This window comes from Actinomadura graeca (assembly GCF_019175365.1).
Classification (GTDB): Bacteria; Actinomycetota; Actinomycetes; order Streptosporangiales; family Streptosporangiaceae; genus Spirillospora; species Spirillospora graeca.
Genome location: NZ_CP059572.1, coordinates 5,350,438 through 5,372,252, shown reverse-complemented (window position 1 = coordinate 5,372,252; position 21,815 = coordinate 5,350,438). Strand labels below are relative to the sequence as shown.

At 71.7% G+C, this 21,815-nt stretch carries 24 protein-coding genes; 2 read left to right on the top strand and 22 right to left on the bottom strand.

Going from position 1 to position 21,815, the window contains the following annotated elements:
* Window positions 1-7: 7 nt before the first annotated feature.
* From nuoK to AGRA3207_RS23780, 15 genes are all read right to left on the bottom strand, one after another.
* Entirely contained in the window at window positions 8-307 is a 300-nt protein-coding gene (nuoK, locus tag AGRA3207_RS23850; RefSeq protein ID WP_067466785.1) for an NADH-quinone oxidoreductase subunit NuoK, read from the bottom strand.
* Window positions 304-1,263, bottom strand: coding sequence for an NADH-quinone oxidoreductase subunit J (locus tag AGRA3207_RS23845; RefSeq protein ID WP_231329260.1), 960 nt, complete (start codon window positions 1,261-1,263; stop codon window positions 304-306). The genes nuoK and AGRA3207_RS23845 overlap by 4 nt, the downstream gene beginning before the upstream one ends.
* Entirely contained in the window at window positions 1,260-1,811 is a 552-nt protein-coding gene (nuoI, locus tag AGRA3207_RS23840; RefSeq protein WP_231336363.1) for an NADH-quinone oxidoreductase subunit NuoI, read from the bottom strand. The genes AGRA3207_RS23845 and nuoI overlap by 4 nt, the downstream gene beginning before the upstream one ends.
* A 43-nt stretch (window positions 1,812-1,854) precedes the next feature.
* Window positions 1,855-3,192: an NADH-quinone oxidoreductase subunit NuoH gene (nuoH, locus tag AGRA3207_RS23835; RefSeq protein WP_231329259.1), complete on the bottom strand. Its 1,338-nt coding sequence runs from the start codon at window positions 3,190-3,192 to the stop codon at window positions 1,855-1,857.
* Window positions 3,189-5,762 carry an NADH-quinone oxidoreductase subunit G gene (locus AGRA3207_RS23830; RefSeq protein WP_231336362.1) on the bottom strand — a complete coding sequence of 858 codons (2,574 nt, stop codon included), beginning with the start codon at window positions 5,760-5,762 and terminating at the stop codon, window positions 3,189-3,191. The genes nuoH and AGRA3207_RS23830 overlap by 4 nt, the downstream gene beginning before the upstream one ends.
* A gap of 41 nt (window positions 5,763-5,803) precedes the next feature.
* The gene (gene nuoF / locus AGRA3207_RS23825; RefSeq protein ID WP_231329258.1) at window positions 5,804-7,102 is read right to left on the bottom strand and encodes an NADH-quinone oxidoreductase subunit NuoF; all 1,299 of its coding nucleotides are present in this window, start codon (window positions 7,100-7,102) and stop codon (window positions 5,804-5,806) included.
* Complete coding sequence (gene nuoE / locus AGRA3207_RS23820; RefSeq protein ID WP_231329257.1) at window positions 7,099-7,923, bottom strand: NADH-quinone oxidoreductase subunit NuoE; 825 nt, start codon at window positions 7,921-7,923, stop codon at window positions 7,099-7,101. Before nuoE ends, nuoF begins: the two co-directional genes overlap by 4 nt.
* The gene (locus AGRA3207_RS23815; RefSeq protein ID WP_231329256.1) at window positions 7,920-9,266 is read right to left on the bottom strand and encodes an NADH-quinone oxidoreductase subunit D; all 1,347 of its coding nucleotides are present in this window, start codon (window positions 9,264-9,266) and stop codon (window positions 7,920-7,922) included. Before AGRA3207_RS23815 ends, nuoE begins: the two co-directional genes overlap by 4 nt.
* Complete coding sequence (locus AGRA3207_RS23810; RefSeq protein ID WP_231329255.1) at window positions 9,263-10,009, bottom strand: NADH-quinone oxidoreductase subunit C; 747 nt, start codon at window positions 10,007-10,009, stop codon at window positions 9,263-9,265. The genes AGRA3207_RS23815 and AGRA3207_RS23810 overlap by 4 nt, the downstream gene beginning before the upstream one ends.
* Window positions 10,009-10,554, bottom strand: a complete 546-nt coding sequence (locus tag AGRA3207_RS23805) for a NuoB/complex I 20 kDa subunit family protein (RefSeq protein WP_067466804.1) — start codon at window positions 10,552-10,554, stop codon at window positions 10,009-10,011. The genes AGRA3207_RS23810 and AGRA3207_RS23805 overlap by 1 nt, the downstream gene beginning before the upstream one ends.
* A gap of 1 nt (window position 10,555) precedes the next feature.
* Window positions 10,556-10,915: an NADH-quinone oxidoreductase subunit A gene (locus AGRA3207_RS23800; protein WP_231329254.1), complete on the bottom strand. Its 360-nt coding sequence runs from the start codon at window positions 10,913-10,915 to the stop codon at window positions 10,556-10,558.
* Between the two features lie 171 nt (window positions 10,916-11,086).
* Window positions 11,087-12,343 (bottom strand): geranylgeranyl reductase family protein, encoded by a 1,257-nt coding sequence (locus AGRA3207_RS23795; RefSeq protein ID WP_231329253.1) that lies wholly within the window; start codon window positions 12,341-12,343, stop codon window positions 11,087-11,089.
* A gap of 145 nt (window positions 12,344-12,488) precedes the next feature.
* Complete coding sequence (locus AGRA3207_RS23790) at window positions 12,489-13,190, bottom strand: demethylmenaquinone methyltransferase (RefSeq protein WP_231329252.1); 702 nt, start codon at window positions 13,188-13,190, stop codon at window positions 12,489-12,491.
* Window positions 13,191-13,293: 103 nt separating this feature from the next.
* A complete protein-coding gene (locus tag AGRA3207_RS23785; protein WP_231329251.1) occupies window positions 13,294-13,533 on the bottom strand; it encodes a DUF4229 domain-containing protein in 240 nt (79 codons plus the stop codon).
* A gap of 44 nt (window positions 13,534-13,577) precedes the next feature.
* Window positions 13,578-14,642: a threonine ammonia-lyase gene (locus AGRA3207_RS23780; protein WP_231329250.1), complete on the bottom strand. Its 1,065-nt coding sequence runs from the start codon at window positions 14,640-14,642 to the stop codon at window positions 13,578-13,580.
* A 246-nt stretch (window positions 14,643-14,888) separates the two neighbouring features.
* Between AGRA3207_RS23780 and AGRA3207_RS23775 the strand changes: the two genes are divergently transcribed.
* The gene (locus AGRA3207_RS23775) at window positions 14,889-15,092 is read left to right on the top strand and encodes a BldC family transcriptional regulator (protein ID WP_067466823.1); all 204 of its coding nucleotides are present in this window, start codon (window positions 14,889-14,891) and stop codon (window positions 15,090-15,092) included.
* Window positions 15,093-15,205: 113 nt separating this feature from the next.
* Here AGRA3207_RS23775 and AGRA3207_RS23770 read toward each other — a convergent pair whose 3' ends face one another.
* Window positions 15,206-15,469 (bottom strand): hypothetical protein, encoded by a 264-nt coding sequence (locus AGRA3207_RS23770; RefSeq protein ID WP_231329249.1) that lies wholly within the window; start codon window positions 15,467-15,469, stop codon window positions 15,206-15,208.
* Window positions 15,470-15,501: 32 nt separating this feature from the next.
* On the bottom strand, window positions 15,502-16,491 hold the full coding sequence (locus tag AGRA3207_RS23765; RefSeq protein ID WP_231329248.1) for a hypothetical protein: 990 nt from the start codon (window positions 16,489-16,491) through the stop codon (window positions 15,502-15,504).
* A 118-nt stretch (window positions 16,492-16,609) separates the two neighbouring features.
* On the opposite strand from AGRA3207_RS23765, the gene AGRA3207_RS23760 reads away from it, so the two are divergent.
* Window positions 16,610-16,909 (top strand): PLDc N-terminal domain-containing protein, encoded by a 300-nt coding sequence (locus AGRA3207_RS23760; RefSeq protein WP_231329247.1) that lies wholly within the window; start codon window positions 16,610-16,612, stop codon window positions 16,907-16,909.
* 71 nt (window positions 16,910-16,980) lie between these two features.
* Here the strand turns inward: AGRA3207_RS23760 and ccsB are convergent, their stop codons facing one another.
* The 5 genes from ccsB to AGRA3207_RS23735 are packed head-to-tail and all read right to left on the bottom strand — an operon-like array spanning window position 16,981 to window position 21,804.
* Complete coding sequence (ccsB, locus tag AGRA3207_RS23755) at window positions 16,981-18,000, bottom strand: c-type cytochrome biogenesis protein CcsB (protein ID WP_231329246.1); 1,020 nt, start codon at window positions 17,998-18,000, stop codon at window positions 16,981-16,983.
* 5 nt (window positions 18,001-18,005) lie between these two features.
* A complete protein-coding gene (resB, locus tag AGRA3207_RS23750; protein WP_231329245.1) occupies window positions 18,006-19,745 on the bottom strand; it encodes a cytochrome c biogenesis protein ResB in 1,740 nt (579 codons plus the stop codon).
* A 1-nt stretch (window position 19,746) separates the two neighbouring features.
* Complete coding sequence (locus AGRA3207_RS23745; protein WP_231329244.1) at window positions 19,747-20,487, bottom strand: cytochrome c biogenesis CcdA family protein; 741 nt, start codon at window positions 20,485-20,487, stop codon at window positions 19,747-19,749.
* Between the two features lie 3 nt (window positions 20,488-20,490).
* On the bottom strand, window positions 20,491-21,120 hold the full coding sequence (locus AGRA3207_RS23740; RefSeq protein ID WP_338028212.1) for a TlpA family protein disulfide reductase: 630 nt from the start codon (window positions 21,118-21,120) through the stop codon (window positions 20,491-20,493).
* A gap of 45 nt (window positions 21,121-21,165) precedes the next feature.
* Window positions 21,166-21,804: a histidine phosphatase family protein gene (locus tag AGRA3207_RS23735; protein ID WP_231329243.1), complete on the bottom strand. Its 639-nt coding sequence runs from the start codon at window positions 21,802-21,804 to the stop codon at window positions 21,166-21,168.
* Window positions 21,805-21,815: the final 11 nt, after the last annotated feature.

Here is a 21,815-nt window from a genome sequence, read left to right as displayed (position 1 = left end):
CGGCCTCTCAGTACTTCAGCAGGTTCGCGTCGTCCACCGACGAGGACCTGCGGGTCCGGAAGATGGTCATGATGATCGCCAGGCCCACCACGACCTCCGCCGCGGCCACCACCATCACGAAGAACGCGATGATCTGCCCGTCGAGCTCGCCGTGCATGCGGGAGAACGACACGAACGCCAGGTTCGTGGCGTTCAACATCAGCTCGACGCACATGAACACCACGATGGCGTTGCGGCGCACGAGCACGCCCAGCGCACCGATGGTGAACAGGATCGCCGAGAGCGCCAGGTAGTGCCCCGGACTCATTGACCAGCCTCGCCTTCACGTTCGTTGCCGGAGGCCCCGCCGCCGGCGTTCCCGCCCGCGACCGGCGACCCGGCCTTGACGACGCGCGACTCGGCGCCCGCGTCCTGCGACTCCTCGGTCGCGGCCCGCACCGCGGCCACGTCCCGCCCGGCGGCCTCCTCCTCGGTCTCGCCGTACAGGTCGGTGTGCCGCTCGACGGTGTCGGTGCGGGCGGCGATGACCGGGTTGACCGACAGCTCCGACGGCGTCCCGTCCGGCAGCAGCGCCGGCATGTCGACGGCGTTGTGCCGGGCGTAGGTGCCGGGCCCCGGCAGCGGGCCCGGGTGGTCGCCGGACAGGAACCGGTCCTTCGACAGGTCGCGCTGCGTCTTCTTCGGCTCGGTCCGCTCGCGGTGCGCGAGGACCATCGCGCCGAGCGCCGCGGTGATCAGCAGCGCGCTGGTCGCCTCGAACGCGAACACGTAGTCCTTGAACAGCAGCCGGGCGAGGCCGATGACGTTGCCGTCGGCGTTGGCCGTCTTCAGCCCGGCGGAGTCGCCGAGCGCCGCGTTCCCGAGGCCGGCGGCCAGCAGGACGACGAAGCCGAGCGCCCCGATCGCCGCCCAGAAACGCTGCCCCCGGATCGTCTCCACCAGCGAGTCGGTGGAGCTGACCCCGACGAGCATCAGCACGAACAGGAACAGCATCAGCACCGCGCCGGTGTACACGATGACCTGGACGAACGCCAGGAACGGCGCGTCCTGGATCGCGTACAGCGCGGCCAGCGACAGCATCACCGTCGCCAGCAGCAGCGCCGAGTGCACCGCCTTCCGCATGAAGATCATGCCGAGGGCGGCGCCGACGGACACCACGGCCAGCAGCCAGAAGAAGAACGGCTCGCCCGCCTGCTTGTCGGCGACCTCCCCCGCCAGCACCTGGCCGGCCGCGAGGTGCCCCGCCAGGACGTGGCCGCTCATGCGCCCTCACCGCCCAGCGGACCGTCCTCGCTCCGGACGGCGTTGTCGACGCTCGCGCGGCGGCCGCCCTCGGCGGACACCGACGGGCCCTCGTCGGGCTGGAGGCCGAGGCGGTAGTAGTCCTCCTCGGTGTCGCCGAGCCGCATCTCGTGCGGCGGCGTCTCCATGCCCTCGCGCAGCGGCGCCAGCAGCATGTCCTTGGTGTAGATCAGGCTCTCGCGGCTGTCGTCGGCGAGCTCGTACTCGTTGGTCATCGTGAGCGCCCGGGTCGGGCACGCCTCGATGCACAGCCCGCACAGGATGCACCGCAGATAGTTGATCTGGTAGATGCGGCCGTACCGCTCACCGGGCGAGTAGCGCTCGTCCGCGGTGTTGTCGGCGCCCTCGACGAAGATGGCGTCGGCGGGGCACGCCCAGGCGCACAGCTCGCACCCGATGCACTTCTCCAGGCCGTCCGGCCACCGGTTGAGCTGGTGCCGCCCGTGGAAGCGCGGGGCGGTCGGCTTCTTCACCTCGGGATACTGGACGGTCTCGCTCTTGCTGAACATCTGGTGGAACGAGACCCCGAACCCCTTGACCGGATTCAGGAAATCAGTGAGTCCCACTGGTGACCTCCTCTGGAGGGGTTGGGATCGTCGTCGCCCCGGCCGGGCCGCCGTGGTAGTGCGGCGCGTCCATCGGCGGCACGGGGAACCCGCCGGCCGCGGGATCGGGCGTCACGTCCCGCTCCGCGCCCTGGGCGGCGTCCTCGTCGTCCCCGCCGCCCCGGACCATCTCCCAGAGCACGCTGGCCACCAGGACGACCGCCGCGACCGCGGCGGCGCCGATGAAGATCTTCTGGACGTCGTAGCCCTCGTTGCGCAGGGCCTTGACGGTCGCGACCAGCAGGATCCAGCCGAGCGAGAAGGGCATCAGCACCTTCCAGCCGAGCTTCATCAGCTGGTCGTAGCGCACGCGCGGCAGCGAGCCGCGCAGCCAGATGAAGAAGAAGATGAACAGCCACAGCTTGACGAGGAACCACAGCACCGGCCACCAGCCGGCGTTGGCGCCCTCCCACACCGTGGAGATCGGCGCGGGCGCCCGCCAGCCGCCGAGGAACAGCGTCGTGGCGAGGGCCGACAGCGTCGCGAGGTTGATGTACTCCGCGAGGAAGAACATCGCGAACTTCAGCGAGGAGTACTCGGTGTGGAAGCCGCCGACCAGCTCGCCCTCGCCCTCGGGCAGGTCGAACGGGATGCGGTTCGACTCCCCCATCATCGTGATCACGTACACGATGAAGGACGGGAACAGCAGCACCACGTACCACTTGTCGTGCTGCGCCGCGACGATGTCCGAGGTGGACATCGAGCCGGCGAACATGAACACCGCGACGAACGACAGCCCCATCGCGATCTCGTAGGAGATCATCTGCGCGGACGAGCGGAGCCCGCCGAGCAGCGAGTACGGCGACATCGACGACCAGCCCGCGAGCACGATCCCGTAGATGCCCATGGACGACATCGCCAGCACCAGCAGCACCGCGACCGGCAGGTCCGTGCCCTGGAGCGCCGTCTCGTGCCCGAACACCGACACCGTCGGCCCGAACGGGATGATCACGAAGGAGATGAACGCGGGCACCGCCGACATGATCGGCGCGAGGACGAACACGATCTTGTCGACCTGGCGGGGGACGATGTCCTCCTTCAGCGCCAGCTTGACGCCGTCGGCGAGGCCCTGGAGCAGCCCGAACGGGCCGACCCGGTTCGGGCCGACCCGCAGCTGCATGCGGCCGATGACACGCCGCTCGACCCACATCGACAGCAGGACGGTCAGCACCAGGAACACGAAGATCGCCAGCACCTTGCCGCCGATCAGCCACCACGGGTCGGAGCCGAAGTCCTTCAGCCCGGGTTCCTTCGCGGGTGCCGCCGCGAGCAGGTGCGGACTCATCGTGGGCCTCCAGCGGTGTTCTCGGCCTCGCCGCCCGCGGCGTCGGCACGTGTGGCCCCGGCGGGCGCCGGGCCGGTCCGCGTCGCGCGGACGCGCGTGACACCGGCGGCCACGTCACCGGACCCGCCGCCGGGCGCGCCCGGCGCGATCCGGACGACGTCTCCGGCGCCGGCCCCGAGGTCCCGGTGTAGGGCGCAACCGGCCGAGTTGGTGGGCAGCCACACGACCCTGTCGGGCAGGTCGTCGGTGATCTCCAGCGGCAGCGTGACCGAGCCGCGCGCCGCCGACACCGTCACCGTGCCCGCCGTCGCCGTGCCCGTCGCGTCCGCCGTCGCCGTGTCCGCCGTCACCGCGTCCGCCACGCCGATCTCCGCGGCCGTCGCGGGCGACAGCCGCACCACGGCGGGCTTGGCCGTCCCGGCGAGGAACGGCTCGCCGTCCTGGAGGCGGCCCCGGTCGAGCAGCAGCCGCCAGGTCGCCAGCAGCGCCTCACCCGGTCCGGGCTGCGGCGGGAGCGCCTGCGGCACGCTCGGCGCGTCCGGGCGGACGCCGCGGTAGGCGCCGAGCCCGGCCAGCTCCCGGCGCGCCGCCTCGGGCCCCGGCAGCCCCAGATGGACGTCCATCTCGTTCGCCAGCGCGTCCAGGACCCGCAGGTCCGACAGCCGCCCGGCGGACCTCAGCACCACGTCGAACTGGCGGCCGCGGCCCTCCCAGTCGACGAACGTGCCGGACTTCTCGGCGACCGCCGCGACCGGCAGCACGACGTCCGCGCGGTCGGTGACGGCGCTCGGCCGCTGCTCCAGGCTCACCACGAACGGGGTCGCCTCCAGCGCCGCCAGCAGCGCCGCGGGGTCGGCCAGGTCGTCGGGGTCGACGCCGCCGACGAGCAGCGCGCCGCGCCGTCCCTCCGCCGCCGCCGCGATGATCCCGTCGATGCCGAGGCCGGGTTCCTCGGGCAGCTCCGCGACCCCCCAGGTTCGGGCCACCTCGGCGCGCGCGCCCGGGTCGGAGGCCGGACGGCCGATCGGCAGCAGCCCGGGCAGCGCCCCGGCCTCGATCGCGCCGCGCTCCCCGGCCCGGCGCGGCACCCACGCCAGCCGGGCCCCGGTCACCTGCGCGAGCCGGACCACCGACGACAGCGCGCCGGGGCTGCCCGCCAGCCGCTCGCCCACCATGATCACGGCGCCGGGGGCCTCCAGCAGCGTCCGGACGTCCGCGCGGTCGTCGTCGCCGATCAGCGACCCGAGCGTCTCGGCCTCGGCGCCGGGCGGTGTCGGCAGCAGCGTCCCGCCGACCTTGCGCAGCCCGCGGGTCGCGAACGGCGCGGCCGCGACGACCTTCAGCCGGTTCTTGCGGAACGCCTTGCGCAGCCGCAGGAACACGATCGGGGACTCCTCCTCCGGCTCGAAGCCGGCGAGCAGCACCGCGGGCGCCTTCTCCAGGTCGGCGTAGGTCACCTCGATCGGGCGGCCCGCGACGGAGGAGGCGAGGAACGCCGACTCCTCGTCCGACGCCGGGCGGGCCCGGAAGTCGACGTCGTTGGTGCCGAGCGCGATCCGCGCGAACTTGGCGTAGGCGTAGGCGTCCTCCAGCGTGACCCGCCCGCCGGGCAGCACGCCGGCCGAGCCGCGCGCCGCCGCGAGCCCGCGGGCCGCGATCGTGAGCGCCTCCGGCCAGGACGCGGGCTCCAGCCCGCCGTCCTCGCCCCGGACGAGCGGGTGCGTGAGCCGCTCCGGCCGGGTGGCGTAGGTGAAGGCCCAGCGGCCCTTATCGCAGTTCCACTCCTCGTTGACCTGCGGGTCGTCCCCCGCCAGCCGGCGGGTGATCTTCCCGCGCCGGTGGTCGGTGCGCAGCGAGCAGCCGGACGCGCAGTGCTCGCACGTGCTCGGCTGGGACACGAGGTCGAACGGACGCGACCGGAACCGGTACGCGGCGCCGGTCAGCGCGCCCACCGGGCAGATCTGCACGGTGTTGCCGGAGAAGTAGGACTGGAACGGCTTGCCGTCCGCCGCGCCGACCTGCTCCTTCGCGCCGCGCTCGAACAGGTCGATGAACGCGTCGCCGGCGATCTGGTCGGAGAACCGGGTGCAGCGGGCGCACTGGATGCAGCGCTCCCGGTCGAGCAGCACCTGGCTGGACAGCGGGATCGGCTTGGGGAAGGTCCGCTTCGCCTCGGTGAAGCGGGTCTCGCCGCGCCCGTTGGACATCGCCTGGTTCTGCAGCGGGCACTCGCCGCCCTTGTCGCAGATCGGGCAGTCCAGCGGGTGGTTGATGAGCAGCAGCTCCATCACGCCGTGCTGCGCCTTGTCGGCGACCGGCGAGGTGAGCTGGGTCTTGACGACCATGCCCGGCATCACGGTGGTGGTGCACGACGCCTGCGGCTTCGGCATGCCGCGGCCGTTCCCGGCGTCGGGGATCTCCACCAGGCACTGCCGGCAGGCGCCGACCGGGTCGAGCAGCGGGTGGTCGCAGAACCGCGGGATCTGGATGCCGAGCAGCTCGGCCGCCCGGATGATCAGTGTGCCCTTCGGCACCTCGATCTCGAAGCCGTCGATGGTGACGGCGACCATGTCCTCGCGCTTCTCGACCGCCGCCTTGTCGTCGGTGACCGTCACTTGGCACCTCCCCAGAGGGTGGACTTGGACGGGTCGAACGGGCAGCCGCCCTGCTCGAAGTGCTGGAGGTACTCGTCCCGGAACAGCTTGATGGACGACACGACCGGGCTGGTCGCACCGTCGCCCAGCGCGCAGAACGAGCGGCCGAGGATGTTGTCCGACAGGTCGAGGAGGGTCTCCAGGTCCTTCTCCTCGCCCTGCCCGGCCTCCAGCCGCTTCAGCATCTGCTTGTACCAGTAGGTGCCCTCGCGGCACGGCGTGCACTTGCCGCACGACTCGTGCGCGTAGAACTCCGACCACCGCAGGACGGCCCGGACGACGCACGTCGTCTCGTCGAAGATCTGGAGGGCCCGGGTGCCGAGCATCGACCCGGCGGCGCCGACGGACTCGAAGTCCAACGGCACGTCCAGGTGCTCCTCGGTGAAGATCGGCGTGGACGAGCCGCCCGGCGTCCAGAACTTCAGCCGGTGGCCCTCCCGGACCCCGCCCGCCATGTCGAGCAGCTCCCGCAGCGTGATGCCGAGCGGCGCCTCGTACTGGCCGGGCCGGGTCACGTGCCCCGACAGCGAGAAGATCCCGAATCCCTGCGACTTCTCGGTGCCCATCGACGCGAACCAGTCGGCGCCGTTCTCCACGATCGAGGGAACGGAGGCGATCGACTCGACGTTGTTGATGACGGTGGGGCCGCCGTACAGGCCCGCGACCGCCGGGAAGGGGGGCTTGAGCCTGGGCTGACCGCGGAACCCTTCGAGGGAGTCCAGCAGCGCCGTCTCCTCGCCGCAGATGTAGGCCCCGGCGCCGCTGTGCACGACCACGTCCAGGTCGTAACCGGACCCGAGGATGTCCTTGCCGAGGTAGCCGGCCTCGTACGCCTCCGCGACGGCCCGCTGGAGCCGCCGGATCACGTGCAGCACCTCGCCGCGCACGTAGATGAACGCGTGGTTGGATCTGATCGCGTACGAGCTGATGATGACGCCCTCGACGAGCACGTGCGGGTTGGCCATCATCAGCGGGATGTCCTTGCAGGTCCCGGGCTCGGACTCGTCGGCGTTGACGACGAGGTAGCGCGGGTTGGGGCTGCTCGGCGGCAGGAACCCCCACTTCATGCCGGTGGGGAACCCGGCGCCGCCGCGGCCGCGGAGGCCGGAGTCCTTGACGGCCTGGACGATCTCGTCCGGATCCGTCCGGAACGCCGTCCGCAGGGCCCGGTATCCGCCCTCGCGCTCGTAGCCCTCGCGGGTGAACGAGTCGGACTGGTCCCAGTTGCCGGTGAGGACCGGGGTGAGCGTGGTCACTGGTTACGGCCCTCCTGGCTCCCGGGCTTGACGTCGCCGCCGATGGGCTCGCCCGGCTCGTTCGGCGGCGGGTCGGACACCTCGCCCGGCTTCACGGGCTCGGACGGCCGCTCCCGGTCGGCGTCCGCCGCGGGCGCCGTCCAGCCGCGCTCGCGCGCCAGCTCAAGGCCGCGCAGCGACTCGGGCCCGGCCTGGACGCCCTCGTGCGCGAGGCCGTCGGGGAACCCCGCCAGCACCCGGGAGGCGTCCTTCCAGCCGACCAGCGTGTTCGGCCCGCGCGAAGGAAGCACTTCCTTACCCGAGCGCAGATCGTCGACGAGCCGTTTGGCCTTCTCGGGAGTCATGTTGTCGAAGAACTCCCAGTTGACCATCATCACCGGCGCGAAGTCGCAGGCGGCGTTGCACTCGATCCGCTCCAGGCTGACCCTGCCGTCCGCGGTGGCCTCGTCGTGGCCCACCCCGGTGTGCTCGCTCAGCTCGTCCCAGATCTGGTCGCCGCCCATCACCGCGCACAGCGTGTTGATGCACACGCCGACGTGGTACTCGCCCACGGGCTTCTGCTTGTACTGCGTGTAGAAGGTGACGACGCCCGTGACCTGCGCGGGCGTGATCCCGAGCTGCTCCGCGCAGAACTCGATGCCGCGCCGGGTCACATGCCCGTCCACCGACTGCACCAGGTGCAGCATCGGCAGCAGCGCCGACCTCGGCCTCGGATACCGGCCGATGATCTCCTTGGCGTCGCGCTCCAGCCGCGCGCGGACGTCGGGCCCGTACGCGCCGTCCTCGGCCGCGCCGTTCTCGGTCACGCTGTTCTCCGTCATCGGTCCACTCCCCCCATGACCGGGTCGATGCTGGCCACGGCGGCGATGACGTCGGCGATCATGCCGCCTTCGGCCATCGCCGGGGTGGCCTGCAGGTTGACGAAGGACGGCTCGCGGAAGTGCACGCGGTACGGGCGGGTGCCGCCGTCGCTGACCACGTGCGCGCCGAGCTCGCCGCGCGGCGACTCGATGTGCGAGTACGCCTGCCCCGCGGGCACCCGGAAGCCCTCCGTCACGAGCTTGAAGTGGTGGATCAGCGCCTCCATCGAGGTGCCCATGATGTGCGCGATGTGCTTGGGCGAGTTGCCCATGCCGTCCGCGCCGATCGCGAGCTGCGCCGGCCAGCCGATCTTCTTGTCCTCGATCATCACCGGGCCCTTGACCGACTGCAGCCGCTCCAGGCACTGCTCGACGATCTTCAGGGACTGCTCCATCTCGTCCATCCGGACGAGGTAGCGGCCGTACACGTCGCAGGTGTCCTGCGTCGCGACCTCGAAGTCGTAGGTCTCGTAGCCGCAGTAGGGCTGCGACTTGCGCAGGTCCCACGGCAGGCCGGTGGCGCGCAGCACGGGGCCGGTCACGCCGAGGGCCATGCAGCCGGTGAGGTCCAGGTAGGCGATGTCCTTCGTGCGCGCCAGGTAGACGGGGTTGGCGTCCATCAGCTTGCGCAGCGCCTGGATCCGCTTCGGCATGCGGTCCAGGTAGTCGCGGACCTTGCTGATCGCCCCGCTCGGCAGGTCCTGCGCGACGCCGCCCGGACGGACGTACGCCATGTTCATGCGCAGGCCCGTGATCTCCTCGAACAGGTCGAGGGTGTACTCGCGCTCGATGAAGCCGTTGAGCATCACCGTCGTCGCGCCGAGCTCCAGCCCGAACGTGGCGATCGCCACCAGGTGCGAGGAGATCCGGTTCAGCTCCATCATCATCACGCGGATGATCTGGGCGCGCTCCGGCACCTGGTCGGTGACGCCGAGCAGCTTCTCCACGCCGAGGCAGTACGCGGTCTCGTTGAAGATCGGCGCGAGGTAGTCCATCCGGGTGCAGAACGTGGTGCCCTGCGTCCAGGTGCGGAACTCCATGTTCTTCTCGATGCCGGTGTGCAGGTAGCCGATGCCCACCCGCGCCTCGTTCACCGTCTCGCCGTCGAGCGTCAGGATCAGCCGGAGCACCCCGTGCGTCGAGGGGTGCTGCGGGCCCATGTTGACGACGAGCCGCTCGTCGCCGAGGTCCTCGGCGCCCGCGACGACCTGGTCCCAGTCCTGCCCGTTGACGTCGAAGACCCTGCCCTCGGCCGCCTCCTCGGCGGCGTAGGCGTCGTACTCGGTGTACTTCGTGGAACTCATGTGTACGACCTCCGCTCGTCGGGCGGCGGGATCTCCGCTCCGCGGTACTCGACGGGGATGCCGCCGAGAGGATAGTCCTTGCGCTGCGGATGGCCGACCCAGTCGTCGGGCATCTCGATCCGCGTCAGCGCAGGGTGGCCGTCGTACACGATCCCGAAGAAGTCGTAGGTCTCCCGCTCGTGCCAGTCGCTCGTCGGGTAGACCGGCACCAGCGACGGCACGTGCGGGTCGGCGTCGGGGCAGGTCACCTCCAGCCGGACGCGCCGGTTGCGCGTGATCGACAGCAGGTGCACCACCGAGTGCAGCTCCGCGCCGGTGTCGGCCGGGTAGTGCACGCCCGACACGCCGGAGCACAGCTCGAACCGCAGGGACGGCTCGTCCCGCATGGTCCGCGCGACCTCCACGAGGTGCTCGCGGCGGACGAAGAACGTGATCTCGCCGCGGTCGACGACGACCCGCTCGATCGCGTCCCCGTAGATCGGCAGGGCGCGCTCCAGCTCGTCGGCGACCTCGTCGAACTCGCCCGCCTCGGCGGCGCCGTCCGGCCCGCCGTAGGGGCGCGGCGCGCTCACCTTCGGGCTCTGCCGGACGACCAGCCCGCCGTAGCCGGAGGTGTCGCCGGTCGTCTTCGCGCCGAACATCCCCGTGCGGGCGACGGGCTGCTCCCGGCGCTCGTCCTCGGCGTGCGCGGGCAGCCGGTCGGCCGCCTGCTCGGCCCTCTGCTCGGGGTTCTGCGACGACATCAGGCCCCCTGCCCGAGCAGCGGGAGCCGGCGGCGCTTGGCCTCTTCCAGCTCGGCGATCTGCTTCTGCCGCTGTGGCCCCAGCTTGGTGTTCTGGATCTTGTCGTGCAGCTTCAGGATGGCGTCCAGCAGCATCTCCGGCCGCGGCGGGCAGCCGGGCAGATAGATGTCGACCGGGACGATGTGGTCCACGCCCTGCACGATCGCGTAGTTGTTGAACATGCCGCCGGACGAGGCGCACACGCCCATCGCGATCACCCACTTGGGCTCGGTCATCTGGTCGTAGATCTGCCGCAGCACCGGCGCCATCTTCTGGCTCACCCGGCCCGCGACGATCATCAGGTCGGCCTGCCGGGGCGTCGCCGAGGCGCGCTCCATCCCCCACCGGGAGAAGTCGTGCCGCGGGTCGCCCGTCGCCATCATCTCGATGGCGCAGCACGCCAGGCCGAACGTCGCCGGCCACACCGAGCTCTTGCGCGCCCAGCCCGCTACCTGCTCGACCGTCGTCAGCAGGAACCCGCTGGGGAGTTTCTCCTCAAGGCCCATGTCAGTCCCACTCCAGACCGCCGCGCCGCCAGATGTAGGCGTACGCGACGAGCACGGTCACGATGAAAAGGACCATCTCGACGAGCCCGAAGATCCCCATGTGGTTGAACGCGACCGCCCAGGGGTACAGGAAGATGATCTCGATGTCGAAGACGATGAAGAGCATCGCCGTCAGGTAGTACTTGATCGGGAAGCGGCCGCCGCCGACCGGCTGCGGCGTCGGCTCGATGCCGCACTCGTAGGCGTCCAACCGGGCGCGGTTCCACCGCTTCGGCCCCGTGAGCGAGGCCATCGCCACCGAGCCGGCGGCGAAGACGAGGGCCAGCACCCCCAGCACGATGATCGGAACATAGAGATCCATGTCTCTACAGCCCCTCCTCGGAACGTACGACGCTGTACGGGGCGGCCCCGCCGCGGGTCGCCACCCTAGCCAAGGTGATCAATAGCACTTCCCTCCGGGGTGGATCGATCTCACTCACGCGGTGCCCCCCGCACCCCTCCGACCTGCTCGTCGTCCAGCTCGTCGTCCCGCTCATGCCGCCGGGGCCACCTTCTGCATCGCGTTGATGACCCGGTCCATCGCGTCGCCGCCCTTCGGGTCGGTCAGGTTGGCGAGCAGCTTGAGCGTGAACCGCATCAGCGTCGGATGCGGCAGGCCGTGCGAGGTCAGGAACTTCATGACGCGCGGGTCGCCGATGGCCTGCACGAACACCCTGGCCAGCGTGAAGTAGCCGCCGTGCTCGTCCTTGAGGATCCGCGGGTACTCGTACAGCGTGCGCTCACGCTGGGCGGGGGTACGGCGGGCGAGCGCCTGGACCATGATGTCGGCGGCCAGCCGGCCGGACTCCAGCGCGTAGTCGATGCCCTCGCCGTTGAACGGGTTGATCATGCCACCGGCGTCGCCGACGAGCAACATCCCGCGGGTGTAGTGCGGCTGCCGGTTGAAGCCCATGGGGAGCGCCGCGCCGCGGATGCGGCCCGTGGCGTGCTCCTCGTCGAACCGCCAGTCCTCGGGCATCTGCGCGCACCAGCGTTTCAGCATGCCGCGGTAGTCGACGTTCTGGAACGCCTTGCTGGTGTTGAGCAGGCCGAGCCCGACATTGGACGTGCCGTCGCCGACGCCGAACACCCAGCCGTAGCCGGGCAGCAGGCGCTCGCCGTCCCACAGCTCCAGCCACGCCTCCATGTAGTCGTCGTCGTGGCGGGGCGTCCGGAAGTAGCGGCGGACGGCGACGCCCATCGGGCGGTCCTCGCGGCGCCGCAGGCCCATCGCCAGCGACAGCCGGGTCGAGTTCCCGTCGGCGGCGACGACCAGCGGCGCGTGGAACCGGACGTCCTCGCCCTCGTAGGTCGCCGTCACGCCGGTGATGCGGTCGGTGCGCTCGTCCAGGATCGGGCCCGTCACCGTGCAGCCCTGGAGCAGCCGGGCACCCGCCTTGGCGGCGTGCTCGGCGAGGAGCCGGTCGAGGTCGGCGCGCTTGCGGACGAGCCCGTAGTCGGGGAAGCTCGCGAGCTCCGGCCAGGGCAGCTCCACCTTGACGCCGCCGCCGTAGATGCGCAGGCCCTTGTTGCGCCCCCAGCCCGGGTCGTTGACGTCCACGCCCATGCCGATGAGCGCGCGGACCGCACGCGGGGTCAGCCCGTCACCGCAGATCTTGTCGCGCGGGAACGTGGCCTTCTCCAGGAGCAGCACGTCAAGGCCCGTCTGGGCGAGCCAGTAGGCGGTCGACGCCCCTGCGGGGCCTGCCCCGACGACGATGGCGTCCGCGTGTCGGGTGGAGTCGGTCACGGCGGTCCTCTTCAGCTCGTTCGCTTGTGAAGTACTTCACAAGGATCCGATGGGGAGTCTATTCCCTTATCACGACTGGTGGGTACTTCCGAGCCGATCCGAGCTGGACCGGTCCGGTCACCCCCCGCGTCGTGGTCCCGCCACGTCATCCCGGGTTGGTGGCGTGATGCAGCGCGGCGACCCCGAGCGTGAGGTCGCGCCAGCGCACCGCGCGCCAGCCCGCGTCCTGGATGAGCCGCGCCAGCGCCGCCTGCCCGGGCCAGGCGAGCGTCGACTCGGCGAGGTAACGGTAGGAGTCGGGATTGGAGCTGACCCGCGCCAGCAGGGGGAGCCCGTACCTGAGGTGCGCCTTGTGCCCGAACGCCAGCAGGGCGTTCGGCGGATGGCTGACCTCGCACACCAGCAGCCGCCCGCCCGGCTTCGCGACGCGGCGCAATTCGGCCAGCGCCCGGACGGTGTCGGCGACGTTGCGGAGCCCGAAGGAGATCGTGACCGCGTCGAACGAGCCGTCGGCGAACGGGAGCCGCAGCGCGTCGCCCGCGACGAAGCTCAGCCGCGCCGCGCCCCGCTGCCGGCGGACGCCGACGCGCAGCATCCCGAGGGAGAAGTCGCACGCCACGGTGTCGGCCCCGGCCTCGGCGAACGGCACCGACGACGTCCCCGTCCCGGCGGCGAGGTCGAGGATCCGCTCCCCCGGCCGCGCGTCCACCGCCCGGACGACCTCCCTGCGCCAGCGCCGGTCCTGCCCGCCGGTCATGAGCGTGTTCAGCAGGTCGTACCGCTCGGCGGTGCCGTCGAACATCGCCGCCACGTCGGCGGGCTGCTTGTCCAGAGAGGCGCGGGTCATAGGTCCACCCTAAGAGGAGGTGCGACCCACATCGCGCGCGCCCCGCGGCGCGGGCCCGGGGCCCCCGTCCGGGGTGCTCTTCCCGGAGACGCTCCAGGCGCCTTTAGGCGTCTTCCTTGGCGCGCGCCTTCTCGAACTTCCGGCGCCTGTCGCGCACACCCGACACGACCGCGGCGGACATCCGGTCGCGCTGGCCGGACAGCAGGACGAAGCTGACGATGCCGCTGATCAGCAGCGCGAGCAGCAGGAGCAGGAACCCGCGGGCGCCGAACAGCGCCAGCACGCCCAGGGTGGCGACGAAGATCCCCAGGCGCGCCGCGGTGTAGAACAGTACGGAGTTCATGGCCCTCCGAGCGTACCCCGGCCCTCCGATGATCTTGCGGCAGGTCAGCGGACGACCTCCTGGAGGAGCGCCGGATCGACGTTGCCGCCGGACAGGACGGCGACGTAGGGGGCGCCTTCGGGCAGCTCGTCACGGTGGTGGAGGACGGCGGCGGTGGCGACGGCCCCGGCGGGCTCGGCGATGAGGCGCGCCTCGCGGGCCAGGCGGCGCATCGTGCCGCGGATCTCCTCCTCGGTGACGGTGACGACCGCGTCCACGTGCGCCTTCATGTGCGCGAAGGGCAGGTCGCCCACCCGCTGGACGCGGAGCGCGTCGGCGATGGTCCGGCCGGTCTCCTCGGCCGCCCACGAGACGGGACGGCCCTCGCGCAGGGAGTCGCGGGCGTCCGCGGCGAACTCCGGCTCGACACCGATCACGCGGGCCCGCGGGCGCAGCGCCTTGACCGCTGCGGCGACACCCGAGATCAGCCCGCCGCCGCTGACCGGGACGAGCACGACGGCGTCGGGGGCGGCGTCACCGCCTGCCTCCGCGTCGGCGCCCGCGTCCGTGTTCGCGTCGCCGGCCGCGCCCGCGTCGCCGCTCGCGTCCGCGGCGTCGCGCGCGTCCGGCAGGTCCTGGACGATCTCCAGCCCGACGGTGCCCTGCCCGGCGATCACGCGCGCGTCGTCGTAGGGCGGGATCATCGTGAAGCCGTGCGCGGCGGCGAGCCGTCCGGCGGTCTCCACGCGCGCCTCGGAGGTGGGCTCGACGTGGACGACCTCGGCGCCGAGCGCCTGGCACGCCTGGACCTTGACGCCCGGTGTGGTGTGCGGCATGACCAGCACGGCGCGGATGCCGAACGCGCGGGCGGTGTAGGCGACGGCACGCGCGTGGTTGCCGCTGGAGTGCGTGACGACGCCGCGCGCGCGGACGTCCTCGGGCAGGGAGGAGATCGCGGCGTAGGCGCCGCGCAGCTTGAACGCCCCGACCGGCTGGAGCGACTCGGGCTTGACCAGCAGGGACGGGGAGCCGGGAGGCTGCGGGAACGGGACCAGCGGCGTCCGGACGGCGATGCCCGCGAGGCGTCCGGCGGCACTCTCGATGTCGGCCAGGGAGACAAGGTCCGTCATGCCCCCGCAGACTATTCGCTCCCTGGCCGCCCCAGTGTCAACACGGCGTTGCGGGCGTGACACGGCTGGTCAACCGGGGTCCGCGTGGCGCTTGTGCGCAACGGCCCGCTCACATCGCGTGATCGGGCCAGTTCGCCCGACTACCCAGCGTCATGTTTTCCGAAAACAAGGGAGAAATCGGTCTTGACCCGCCACACTGTAAACAGTCCACCCGCGCCGAGAGCGGGACAAAGGGGGAGAGAAAACGTGGAGAGCACGAGCGAGCGCTTGCTCACTCCAGGAGAGGTGGCCGCCCTCTTCAGGGTCGATCCGAAGACGGTCACCCGCTGGGCCGCGGCCGGCCGGATCAGCAGCATCCGCACTCCCGGGGGGCACCGCCGCTTCCGCGAGTCCGAGGTGCACGCGCTGCTGCGCGGCGACGAGCCCGTCGCCGAGCACTCGGCGCGCTGACCCGGTTCAGGCCACGGGTTCCGGCCACCCGGTTCTGGGCACCGGGCTCTCGGAACCCGACCTGAATCCTTTCGGACCGCCGCAGCGGCCGGGGCGCGTCACGGGGAAGCGCCCTAGTCCTCCGCACGGTCCGCCTTCCACTCCTCGAAGTGCCTGAGGAGATCCGCGTCCTCGTCCCGCCAGCGACGCCGCCGTTCCGCCAGCTCGTCCTCGGTGAGCGACTGACCGAGCAGCCGGTCGTAGTCGGGGTCGCCGGGGCCGATCTCCACATAGGCGTCGGCGATGATGCGCCCCTGGCCGGGCTCGTCCCCGCCCGGCTCGGCCAGGACGCTGTGGGGTACCCGGAGTGTGCCGTCGGGGAGCCGGATCACCTGCATCGTCGATCATCCTCGGTGTCCATCGCGGAGTCCTAGATCCCGTACCTGCGGTTGAAGAAGAGCATGACCTCAAGGGCCATCCGGATATTGCCGGCGAGCATATCCACCAGGGCCGGACGCTGCCGGGACGAGATCGCGGCGAACGCGTCCGCGAAGAACTCGCGCCGTCCGAGCGCGTCGGGCTGCCGGTGGAAGTCGCTGGACAGGTGCGGCAGGCACTGCTCGTACAGCGCGGCGAACGCCGGGCTGTCGGAGGTCCAGGCGCCGTCGCCGCCGTCGATGTCGTCGAGCGCGTGCCCGACCTCGTGCAGCATCACGTCCGGCGTGGGCGAGGGCCGGTCGCCCACGATGATCTTGCGGTCGCCGTAGGCACCCGCGCAGATGTCCCAGGTCGCCTGGCCGGACGGCAGCGGGCGGTCGCGCAAGTGGCCCATGTCGTCGAGCTGCGGGACGCCGCCGGGGCCCACGTAGATGCCGTCGAGCCCGCCCGCCAGCTTCTCCTTGAGCGCGTCGGGCAGCCCGGCGAGGCTGTCCACCGCCCGGATCACCTCGGGGGTGGGCGGGCCGTGCCTGGCATCCCACTGCCGATAGAGGATCCCCTCCAGGACGCCACAGTTGCGACGCCCGTCGGCGACGTGCGGCATGCCCGCCGGCCACGGCTCCACCCGGAGCCGGTCGTCCTCGAGCTCGAAGTCGCGCCAGGAGTAGTCACCGGGACGCCCGGCGCGGCGGCGTCCGTGGCGGCCCGCGAGCCCGGCGGCGTCGCCGGGACGGTCGGGCCCGAGGGCGAAGTCGTCATCGCGCCCGGCCTTGCGGAAGCGGCCGAACCTGTCCCTCGGCTGGTTGCTGCGCGGACGCACCCGGCTCGACTCCGGCCGCTGCCCGGAGTCGGGCGGCGAGGGCGAGTAGGCGGAGTCGTCCGCGCGGGCGTCGGCACGGGCGTCGGCGCGTGCCGCGCCGCCCCGGGCGGCCTCCCGATTCTTCAGCTCCCGGGGCTTTCGGTGGATGCCTTTGAAGCGCATCAGGCTCCTCTGTCAGCGGGACCCTGCGGGGGTTCGACGAGCGACCGGGTCCCGGAGGCAGGGTAAGCCGGAACGCGACACGGCGTCATCCCCTCCGGTCACCGGTTACCCTCGGGTCATGGCGTATGTGCTGGTAACGCTGTTTCTGATTGGAATATGGCTTTTCTGTCTGCTCGATGTTCTTCAGACTGACGCGTCCGAGATGCGGCACCTATCCAAATCCGGCTGGTTCATCGTGACCCTGCTCGGGTTCCTGCTCGGCGCCCTGCTGTGGCTGCTGGACGGACGTCCCCGCCATCGCCCCACCGCCCGCACGGCCTGGTCCCCCGTGACGGCCGAGGGCCCGATCGGACCCGACGACGATCCCGCCTTCCTCCGCGAGATCGAGCGGCGCCTGCGCGGTGACGACGGCGTCTAGGACGGGCCGTCGCACGGAAAAGGGGACCGCCACGGCGGTCCCCTTTCCGATTCGCTCTGTCAGGCGCCCTGTCAGGCGTAGGAGTGCATGCCGGAGAAGATGTAGTTCACTCCGAAGAAGTTGAACAGCAGCGCCGCGAAGGCCACCATCGACAGGATCGCCGCCTTGCGTCCCTTCCAGCCCGCCGTGGACCGCGCGTGCAGGTACGCCGCGTAGATGATCCAGGTGACGAACGACCAGGTCTCCTTGGGGTCCCAGCCCCAGTAGCGGCCCCACGCCTCGTCCGCCCAGATGGCGCCCATGATGATCGCGGCCGTCCAGATCGGGAAGGCGAACATCGTCACGCGCAGGGACAGCCGGTCCAGGGCCTCCACCGACGGCAGCCGCGACAGCACCCCGCCGGCGGCGACGGCCTTGCGGGCCTCCGCGCGGACCTTGACCAGGTAGAGGATCGTGGACGCGCCCGCGACGGTGAACGCGCCCGTCGCGGTGATCGCGGCGGTCACGTGGATGGCGATCCAATACGAGTTGAGCGCCGGGCTGACCGGGCCCACCGAGTCGTACAGCCACAGGTTGTCCACGCCCAGGGCGACCACGGCGGCGACCATCACGAAGGCGCCGAGGAACTGCGCCTTGTAGCGCCACATGACGACGAGGAAGGCGGTGACGGCGGCGAACGAGATCGCGGCGAGGAACTCGTACATGTTCGCCCACGGCCAGCGGTCGGCGGCGAGGCCCCGCGACACCAGGACGCCCAGGTGGGAGCCCCAGCCGAGCACGTTCAGCAGGATCGCGAGGCGCGCCCAGTCGACCTGGCGGCGCTCGCCGTCCTCCCCGGCGGGACCGGACGCGGACGCGGCCGCCTCGCCGCCCTCGGTGCCGGTCCCGGCGCCGCCTGCGGCCACCAGGACCTTCGCCCCCGTCTTCTCGGCCACGGCAGCCGGCACAGCGGCCACCTCGGCCACGGCGGACTCACGGCGGCGGCGGCCGAAGCCGAGGTCCGCGGCGTAGGCGAACAGCGCGATGATGTAGAGCACCACCGTGGTCAGCATGAGCTTGTCGCTCAGGTTCGCGAGGTCGGCGTCGCCCACCCTCGTCACTCCTTCGGTTCTGTGTCGGGGCCTTCCGAGTCGGGCTCCGAGTCGGGACCGTCCTTGGTGGGCTCTGCTTCTCCGCCGGACTCTGCCTCTCCGCCGGACTCTGCTTCTCCGCCGGACTCTGCTTCTCCGGCGGGCTCCGTCTCTTCGCCGGGCCGCGCCTCCTCGCCGCGGAGGGCGGTCACGATGTCGTCGAACTCGGGGGTCGGGTTGCCGAGCGTGAGGCCGCCGACCTCCACCACCGTACGCCCGCCCCTCCCGGCGCCCGCACGGACCCACACCCTGCGGCGCCGGACCATGAACGAGGTCGCGACGCCGAGCACCGCCAGGACGGCCGCGACGAGCGCCGGGAGGCGGCCCGGGTCGCGGTTGACCGACAGGGTCGCGTACTCCCGGAGCCCGTCGAAGGTGATCGACCCGGCGTTGCCGGGGAGCGTGAAGGTCTCGCCCGGCTCCAGCAGCTTCTGGCCGCCCTTGACGGGCTGGAGCGTCCGCCCGATCCCCTCCAGCTTGTAGACGGACTGGGGGTTCCCGGAGTCCAGGCCGATGTCGCCCTTGAACGAGGAGATCGTCACGACGGGGCGGATCGGTCCAGGGAACGCCGAGACGATCTGCCTGCCGTCCTCGCTCGCCACCGCCGTGGGCCACAGGATCGCGTAGAAGGCGAGCTGCTCCGGCTCGGCGTCGGGTGCCTTGATGACGCCCTCGGAGGTGAGGTTGCGCGGCTCCATCGGCAGGAACGGCACGGAGTCGCGGTAGGCGATGTCCCCCTTGGCGTCCCGGACGGTGAAGACGGGCGCGTAGCCGTGGCCGAGCAGGTAGAGCTTCGCGCCGCCGACCTTGAGGGGGTGGTTGAGCCGCAGGTCCCAGTTCTTCTCCCGGCCGTCCGGGGTGTCCCGGTAGCGGAGCTTGGCGTGGAAATCGGTGGCCTGGCCGCGCTTGTCGCCCTTCGTCTCGTAGGTGGCGGTGAAGTCGTCCATCGTGATCGAGAACGGCGCGAGCTCGTCGGAGCCGAACGCCCGCCCCGGCTCGAACTCGTCGTACTGGCTCAGCGAGTTGGCGAACGACTTGCCCTCCGAGAGCAGCACGTTGCCCCGGTAGCCGAACAGGTTGCCGAGGCCGAGCGCGAACAGCAGGGCCAGCAGCGCCAGGTGGAAGAGCAGGTTGCCCGTCTCCCCCAGGTAGCCCTTCTCCGCCGAGGCGGAGCCGTCCGACACGTCGACGCGGAACCGGCGGCGGCGCAGCAGCGCGCGCGCCTCCGCGAGAACGTCCTCGGGCGGCGCGTCCGTCTCGTAGGACGCCGACTGCGGCAGCCGGCCGAGGTTGCGGGGCGCCGCGGGGGGCCGCGCCCGCATCGACTGGTAGTGCTTGATCGCGCGGGGGACGACGCACCCGGCGAGCGAGACGAACAGCAGGATGTAGATCGCCGCGAACCAGGGCGCGGCGAAGACGTCGAACAGCGACAGCCTGTCCAGCCACGGCGCGAGCGTCGTGTGATCCTCGAAGTACTTGGCGACCTTCTCCGGCGCCTGGCCGCGCTGCGGGAACAGCGAGCTGGGCACCGCGCCGAGCGCGACCAGGAACAGCAGGATCAGCGCCGTCCGCATCGTGGTGAGCTGCCGCCAGCCCCAGCGCAGCCAGCCGAGGGGCCCGATGCCCATCGGCCGGGGCACCTCCCCGGGGGCCTGCCGGGCGGACGGCGCCCGCGTCCCCGATTCCATGTCCGTGACGTCGCTCATCTCAGATAACCGGTTCGAAGCCGCTGATCCACGACCTCAGCTCGATGGTCAGGTCCCCCCACAGGCCGCTCACCAGCAGCACCCCGATGAGGACGAGCATGCCGCCGCCGGCCCGCATGACGAGGGGGTAGTGCCGCTTCACCGCGCCGAACGCGCCGAGCGCCCGCCGGTACGCGACGGCCGTCACCACGAACGGCAGCCCGAGGCCCACGCAGTATGCCAGGGACAGCAGCGCGCCCCGTCCGGCGCTCGCCTCGGTGATCGCCAGTCCCTGCACGGCGCCGAGCGTCGGGCCGATGCACGGCGTCCACCCGAGCCCGAACAGGACGCCGAGCAGCGGCGCCCCCGCCAGGCCGGCCGCCGGGAGCCGCCCGGACTTGACCGTCCGCTGCAACCCCGGGACGAACCCCATGAACGCCAGGCCGAAGACGATCGTCACGACCCCGAGGACGCGGGTGATCTGGTCCTGGTACTCCAGCAGCCACCGCCCGAGCCCCCCGAAGACCACGCCGTAGCTGACGAACACCGCGGTGAAGCCCGCGATGAACAGCGACGCCCCGGCCAGCAGCCGGCCGCGCCCCCGCTCGGCCAGGTCGGCGCCGGACATGCCCGTCACGTACGACAGGTAGCCGGGGACGAGCGGCAGCACGCACGGCGAGGCGAACGAGACGAGCCCGGCCAGCGCGGCGAGCGGCGCCGCGGCGAACAGCGACCCGCTCGTGACCGTCTCGGCGGCGCCCATCGCTCATTTCTCCGCGAGGGCCTTGGTGACCAGCGGGCCGAGCTTGGAGTAGGTGGTCGCGCCGATGATCCGGGCGGTGACGCGGCCCTGCCGGTCCAGGACGAGGGTGCTCGGGACGGCGCTCGGCGGGACCTCGCGGAATGCCAGCGTGACCCGCCCGTCCGCGTCGAACAGGCTCGGGTAGGCCACCTTGAACCTGCGCTCGAACGCCTTGGCGTTGTCCTTGGCGTCCTTGAAGTTGACGCCGAGGAACTCCACGCCCTTCGGCTTGTTCTCGGTGTAGACCTGGTTCAGGGAGGGGGCCTCGCCGCGGCAGGGCGCGCACCAGGAGGCCCAGAAGTTCACGACCGTGACCTTGCCCCGCAGGTCGGCGAGCTTGAACGGCTTGCCGTCCAGTCCCTCGCCGGTGACGTCCTGGACGCTCTTGCGGCCCCCCGGCGCGTACTCGGTGACGTTGCCGTCGCCGGAGATGAAGCGGTTGCCGCCGCCGCCCGTCCCGTCCCCGGAGGCGTCGCTCCCGGCGCAGCCCGCCAGCAGCGCGCAGAGCGCCGCGGCGGCGGGCACGGCGGTCATCCGCGCCGTGCGCGCGGGGCGGCGCGCACGAGGGCGCGAGGGGGAGACTCGGGGGCTCAAGGGACCCTCCTACTACAGGACGTAGTACACAATCTAGCGGCGCTGTCAGGCACCCGCGACACTGGGGCCCTTCGCGATGCCCGCCGCGGGCTCGCTGTAGGAGACCTCCACCAGGCGGTTCCCGTCGAACGCCAGGCTCGTGACGCTGGCCAGCGCGCACTCCCGCCTGTTCGGATGGTGCCAGAGCCTGCGGCGCTCGGCGTGCAGCCGCAGGATCCAGACGGGGAGCTGATGGCTCACGCAGACCGCCTCGTGCCCCCGCGCGGCCTCCCGCGCCCTGATCACCACGGCGCGCATCCGGGCGGCGAGCCCCTTGTACGGCTCGCCCCAGGACGGCTTGAAGGGGTTGACCAGGTGCCGCCAGTGCTCGGGACGGCGCAGCGACCCCGCCCCCGCCCCGAACGTCAGCCCCTCGAAGTGGTTGCCGGCCTCGATCAGCCGGTCGTCGACCGTCACGGGCAGGTCGAACGCCTCGGCCAGAGGCGCGGCCGTCTCCAGCGCCCGCTGCATCGGCGAGGAGAACAGCGCGGTGACGTCCCGGTCGGCGAACCATTTCGCGGCGGCCTTGGCCATGAGGACGCCGTCCTCGCTGAGCCGGTAGCCGGGCAGCCGCCCATAGAGGATCCCGCCGGGATTGTGCACCTCACCGTGCCGGAGCAGGTGGACGATCGTCGTGTCACTCATCGCCCGCCAGG

Excerpts from the sequence above, each read along its gene's own strand:
- nuoK (WP_067466785.1), bottom strand. The coding sequence starts at position 307 with ATGAGTCCGGGGCACTACCTGGCGCTCTCGGCGATCCTGTTCACCATC.
- AGRA3207_RS23845 (WP_231329260.1), bottom strand. The coding sequence starts at position 1,263 with ATGAGCGGCCACGTCCTGGCGGGGCACCTCGCGGCCGGCCAGGTGCTG.
- nuoI (WP_231336363.1), bottom strand. The coding sequence starts at position 1,811 with ATGTTCAGCAAGAGCGAGACCGTCCAGTATCCCGAGGTGAAGAAGCCG.
- nuoH (WP_231329259.1), bottom strand. The coding sequence starts at position 3,192 with ATGAGTCCGCACCTGCTCGCGGCGGCACCCGCGAAGGAACCCGGGCTG.
- AGRA3207_RS23830 (WP_231336362.1), bottom strand. The coding sequence starts at position 5,762 with ATGGTCGCCGTCACCATCGACGGCTTCGAGATCGAGGTGCCGAAGGGC.
- nuoE (WP_231329257.1), bottom strand. The coding sequence starts at position 7,923 with ATGACGGAGAACAGCGTGACCGAGAACGGCGCGGCCGAGGACGGCGCG.
- AGRA3207_RS23815 (WP_231329256.1), bottom strand. The coding sequence starts at position 9,266 with ATGAGTTCCACGAAGTACACCGAGTACGACGCCTACGCCGCCGAGGAG.
- AGRA3207_RS23810 (WP_231329255.1), bottom strand. The coding sequence starts at position 10,009 with ATGTCGTCGCAGAACCCCGAGCAGAGGGCCGAGCAGGCGGCCGACCGG.
- AGRA3207_RS23805 (WP_067466804.1), bottom strand. The coding sequence starts at position 10,554 with ATGGGCCTTGAGGAGAAACTCCCCAGCGGGTTCCTGCTGACGACGGTC.
- AGRA3207_RS23800 (WP_231329254.1), bottom strand. The coding sequence starts at position 10,915 with ATGGATCTCTATGTTCCGATCATCGTGCTGGGGGTGCTGGCCCTCGTC.
- AGRA3207_RS23790 (WP_231329252.1), bottom strand. The coding sequence starts at position 13,190 with ATGACCCGCGCCTCTCTGGACAAGCAGCCCGCCGACGTGGCGGCGATG.
- AGRA3207_RS23785 (WP_231329251.1), bottom strand. The coding sequence starts at position 13,533 with ATGAACTCCGTACTGTTCTACACCGCGGCGCGCCTGGGGATCTTCGTC.
- AGRA3207_RS23780 (WP_231329250.1), bottom strand. The coding sequence starts at position 14,642 with ATGACGGACCTTGTCTCCCTGGCCGACATCGAGAGTGCCGCCGGACGC.
- AGRA3207_RS23770 (WP_231329249.1), bottom strand. The coding sequence starts at position 15,469 with ATGCAGGTGATCCGGCTCCCCGACGGCACACTCCGGGTACCCCACAGC.
- AGRA3207_RS23765 (WP_231329248.1), bottom strand. The coding sequence starts at position 16,491 with ATGCGCTTCAAAGGCATCCACCGAAAGCCCCGGGAGCTGAAGAATCGG.
- AGRA3207_RS23760 (WP_231329247.1), top strand. The coding sequence starts at position 16,610 with ATGGCGTATGTGCTGGTAACGCTGTTTCTGATTGGAATATGGCTTTTC.
- resB (WP_231329245.1), bottom strand. The coding sequence starts at position 19,745 with ATGAGCGACGTCACGGACATGGAATCGGGGACGCGGGCGCCGTCCGCC.
- AGRA3207_RS23745 (WP_231329244.1), bottom strand. The coding sequence starts at position 20,487 with ATGGGCGCCGCCGAGACGGTCACGAGCGGGTCGCTGTTCGCCGCGGCG.
- AGRA3207_RS23735 (WP_231329243.1), bottom strand. The coding sequence starts at position 21,804 with ATGAGTGACACGACGATCGTCCACCTGCTCCGGCACGGTGAGGTGCAC.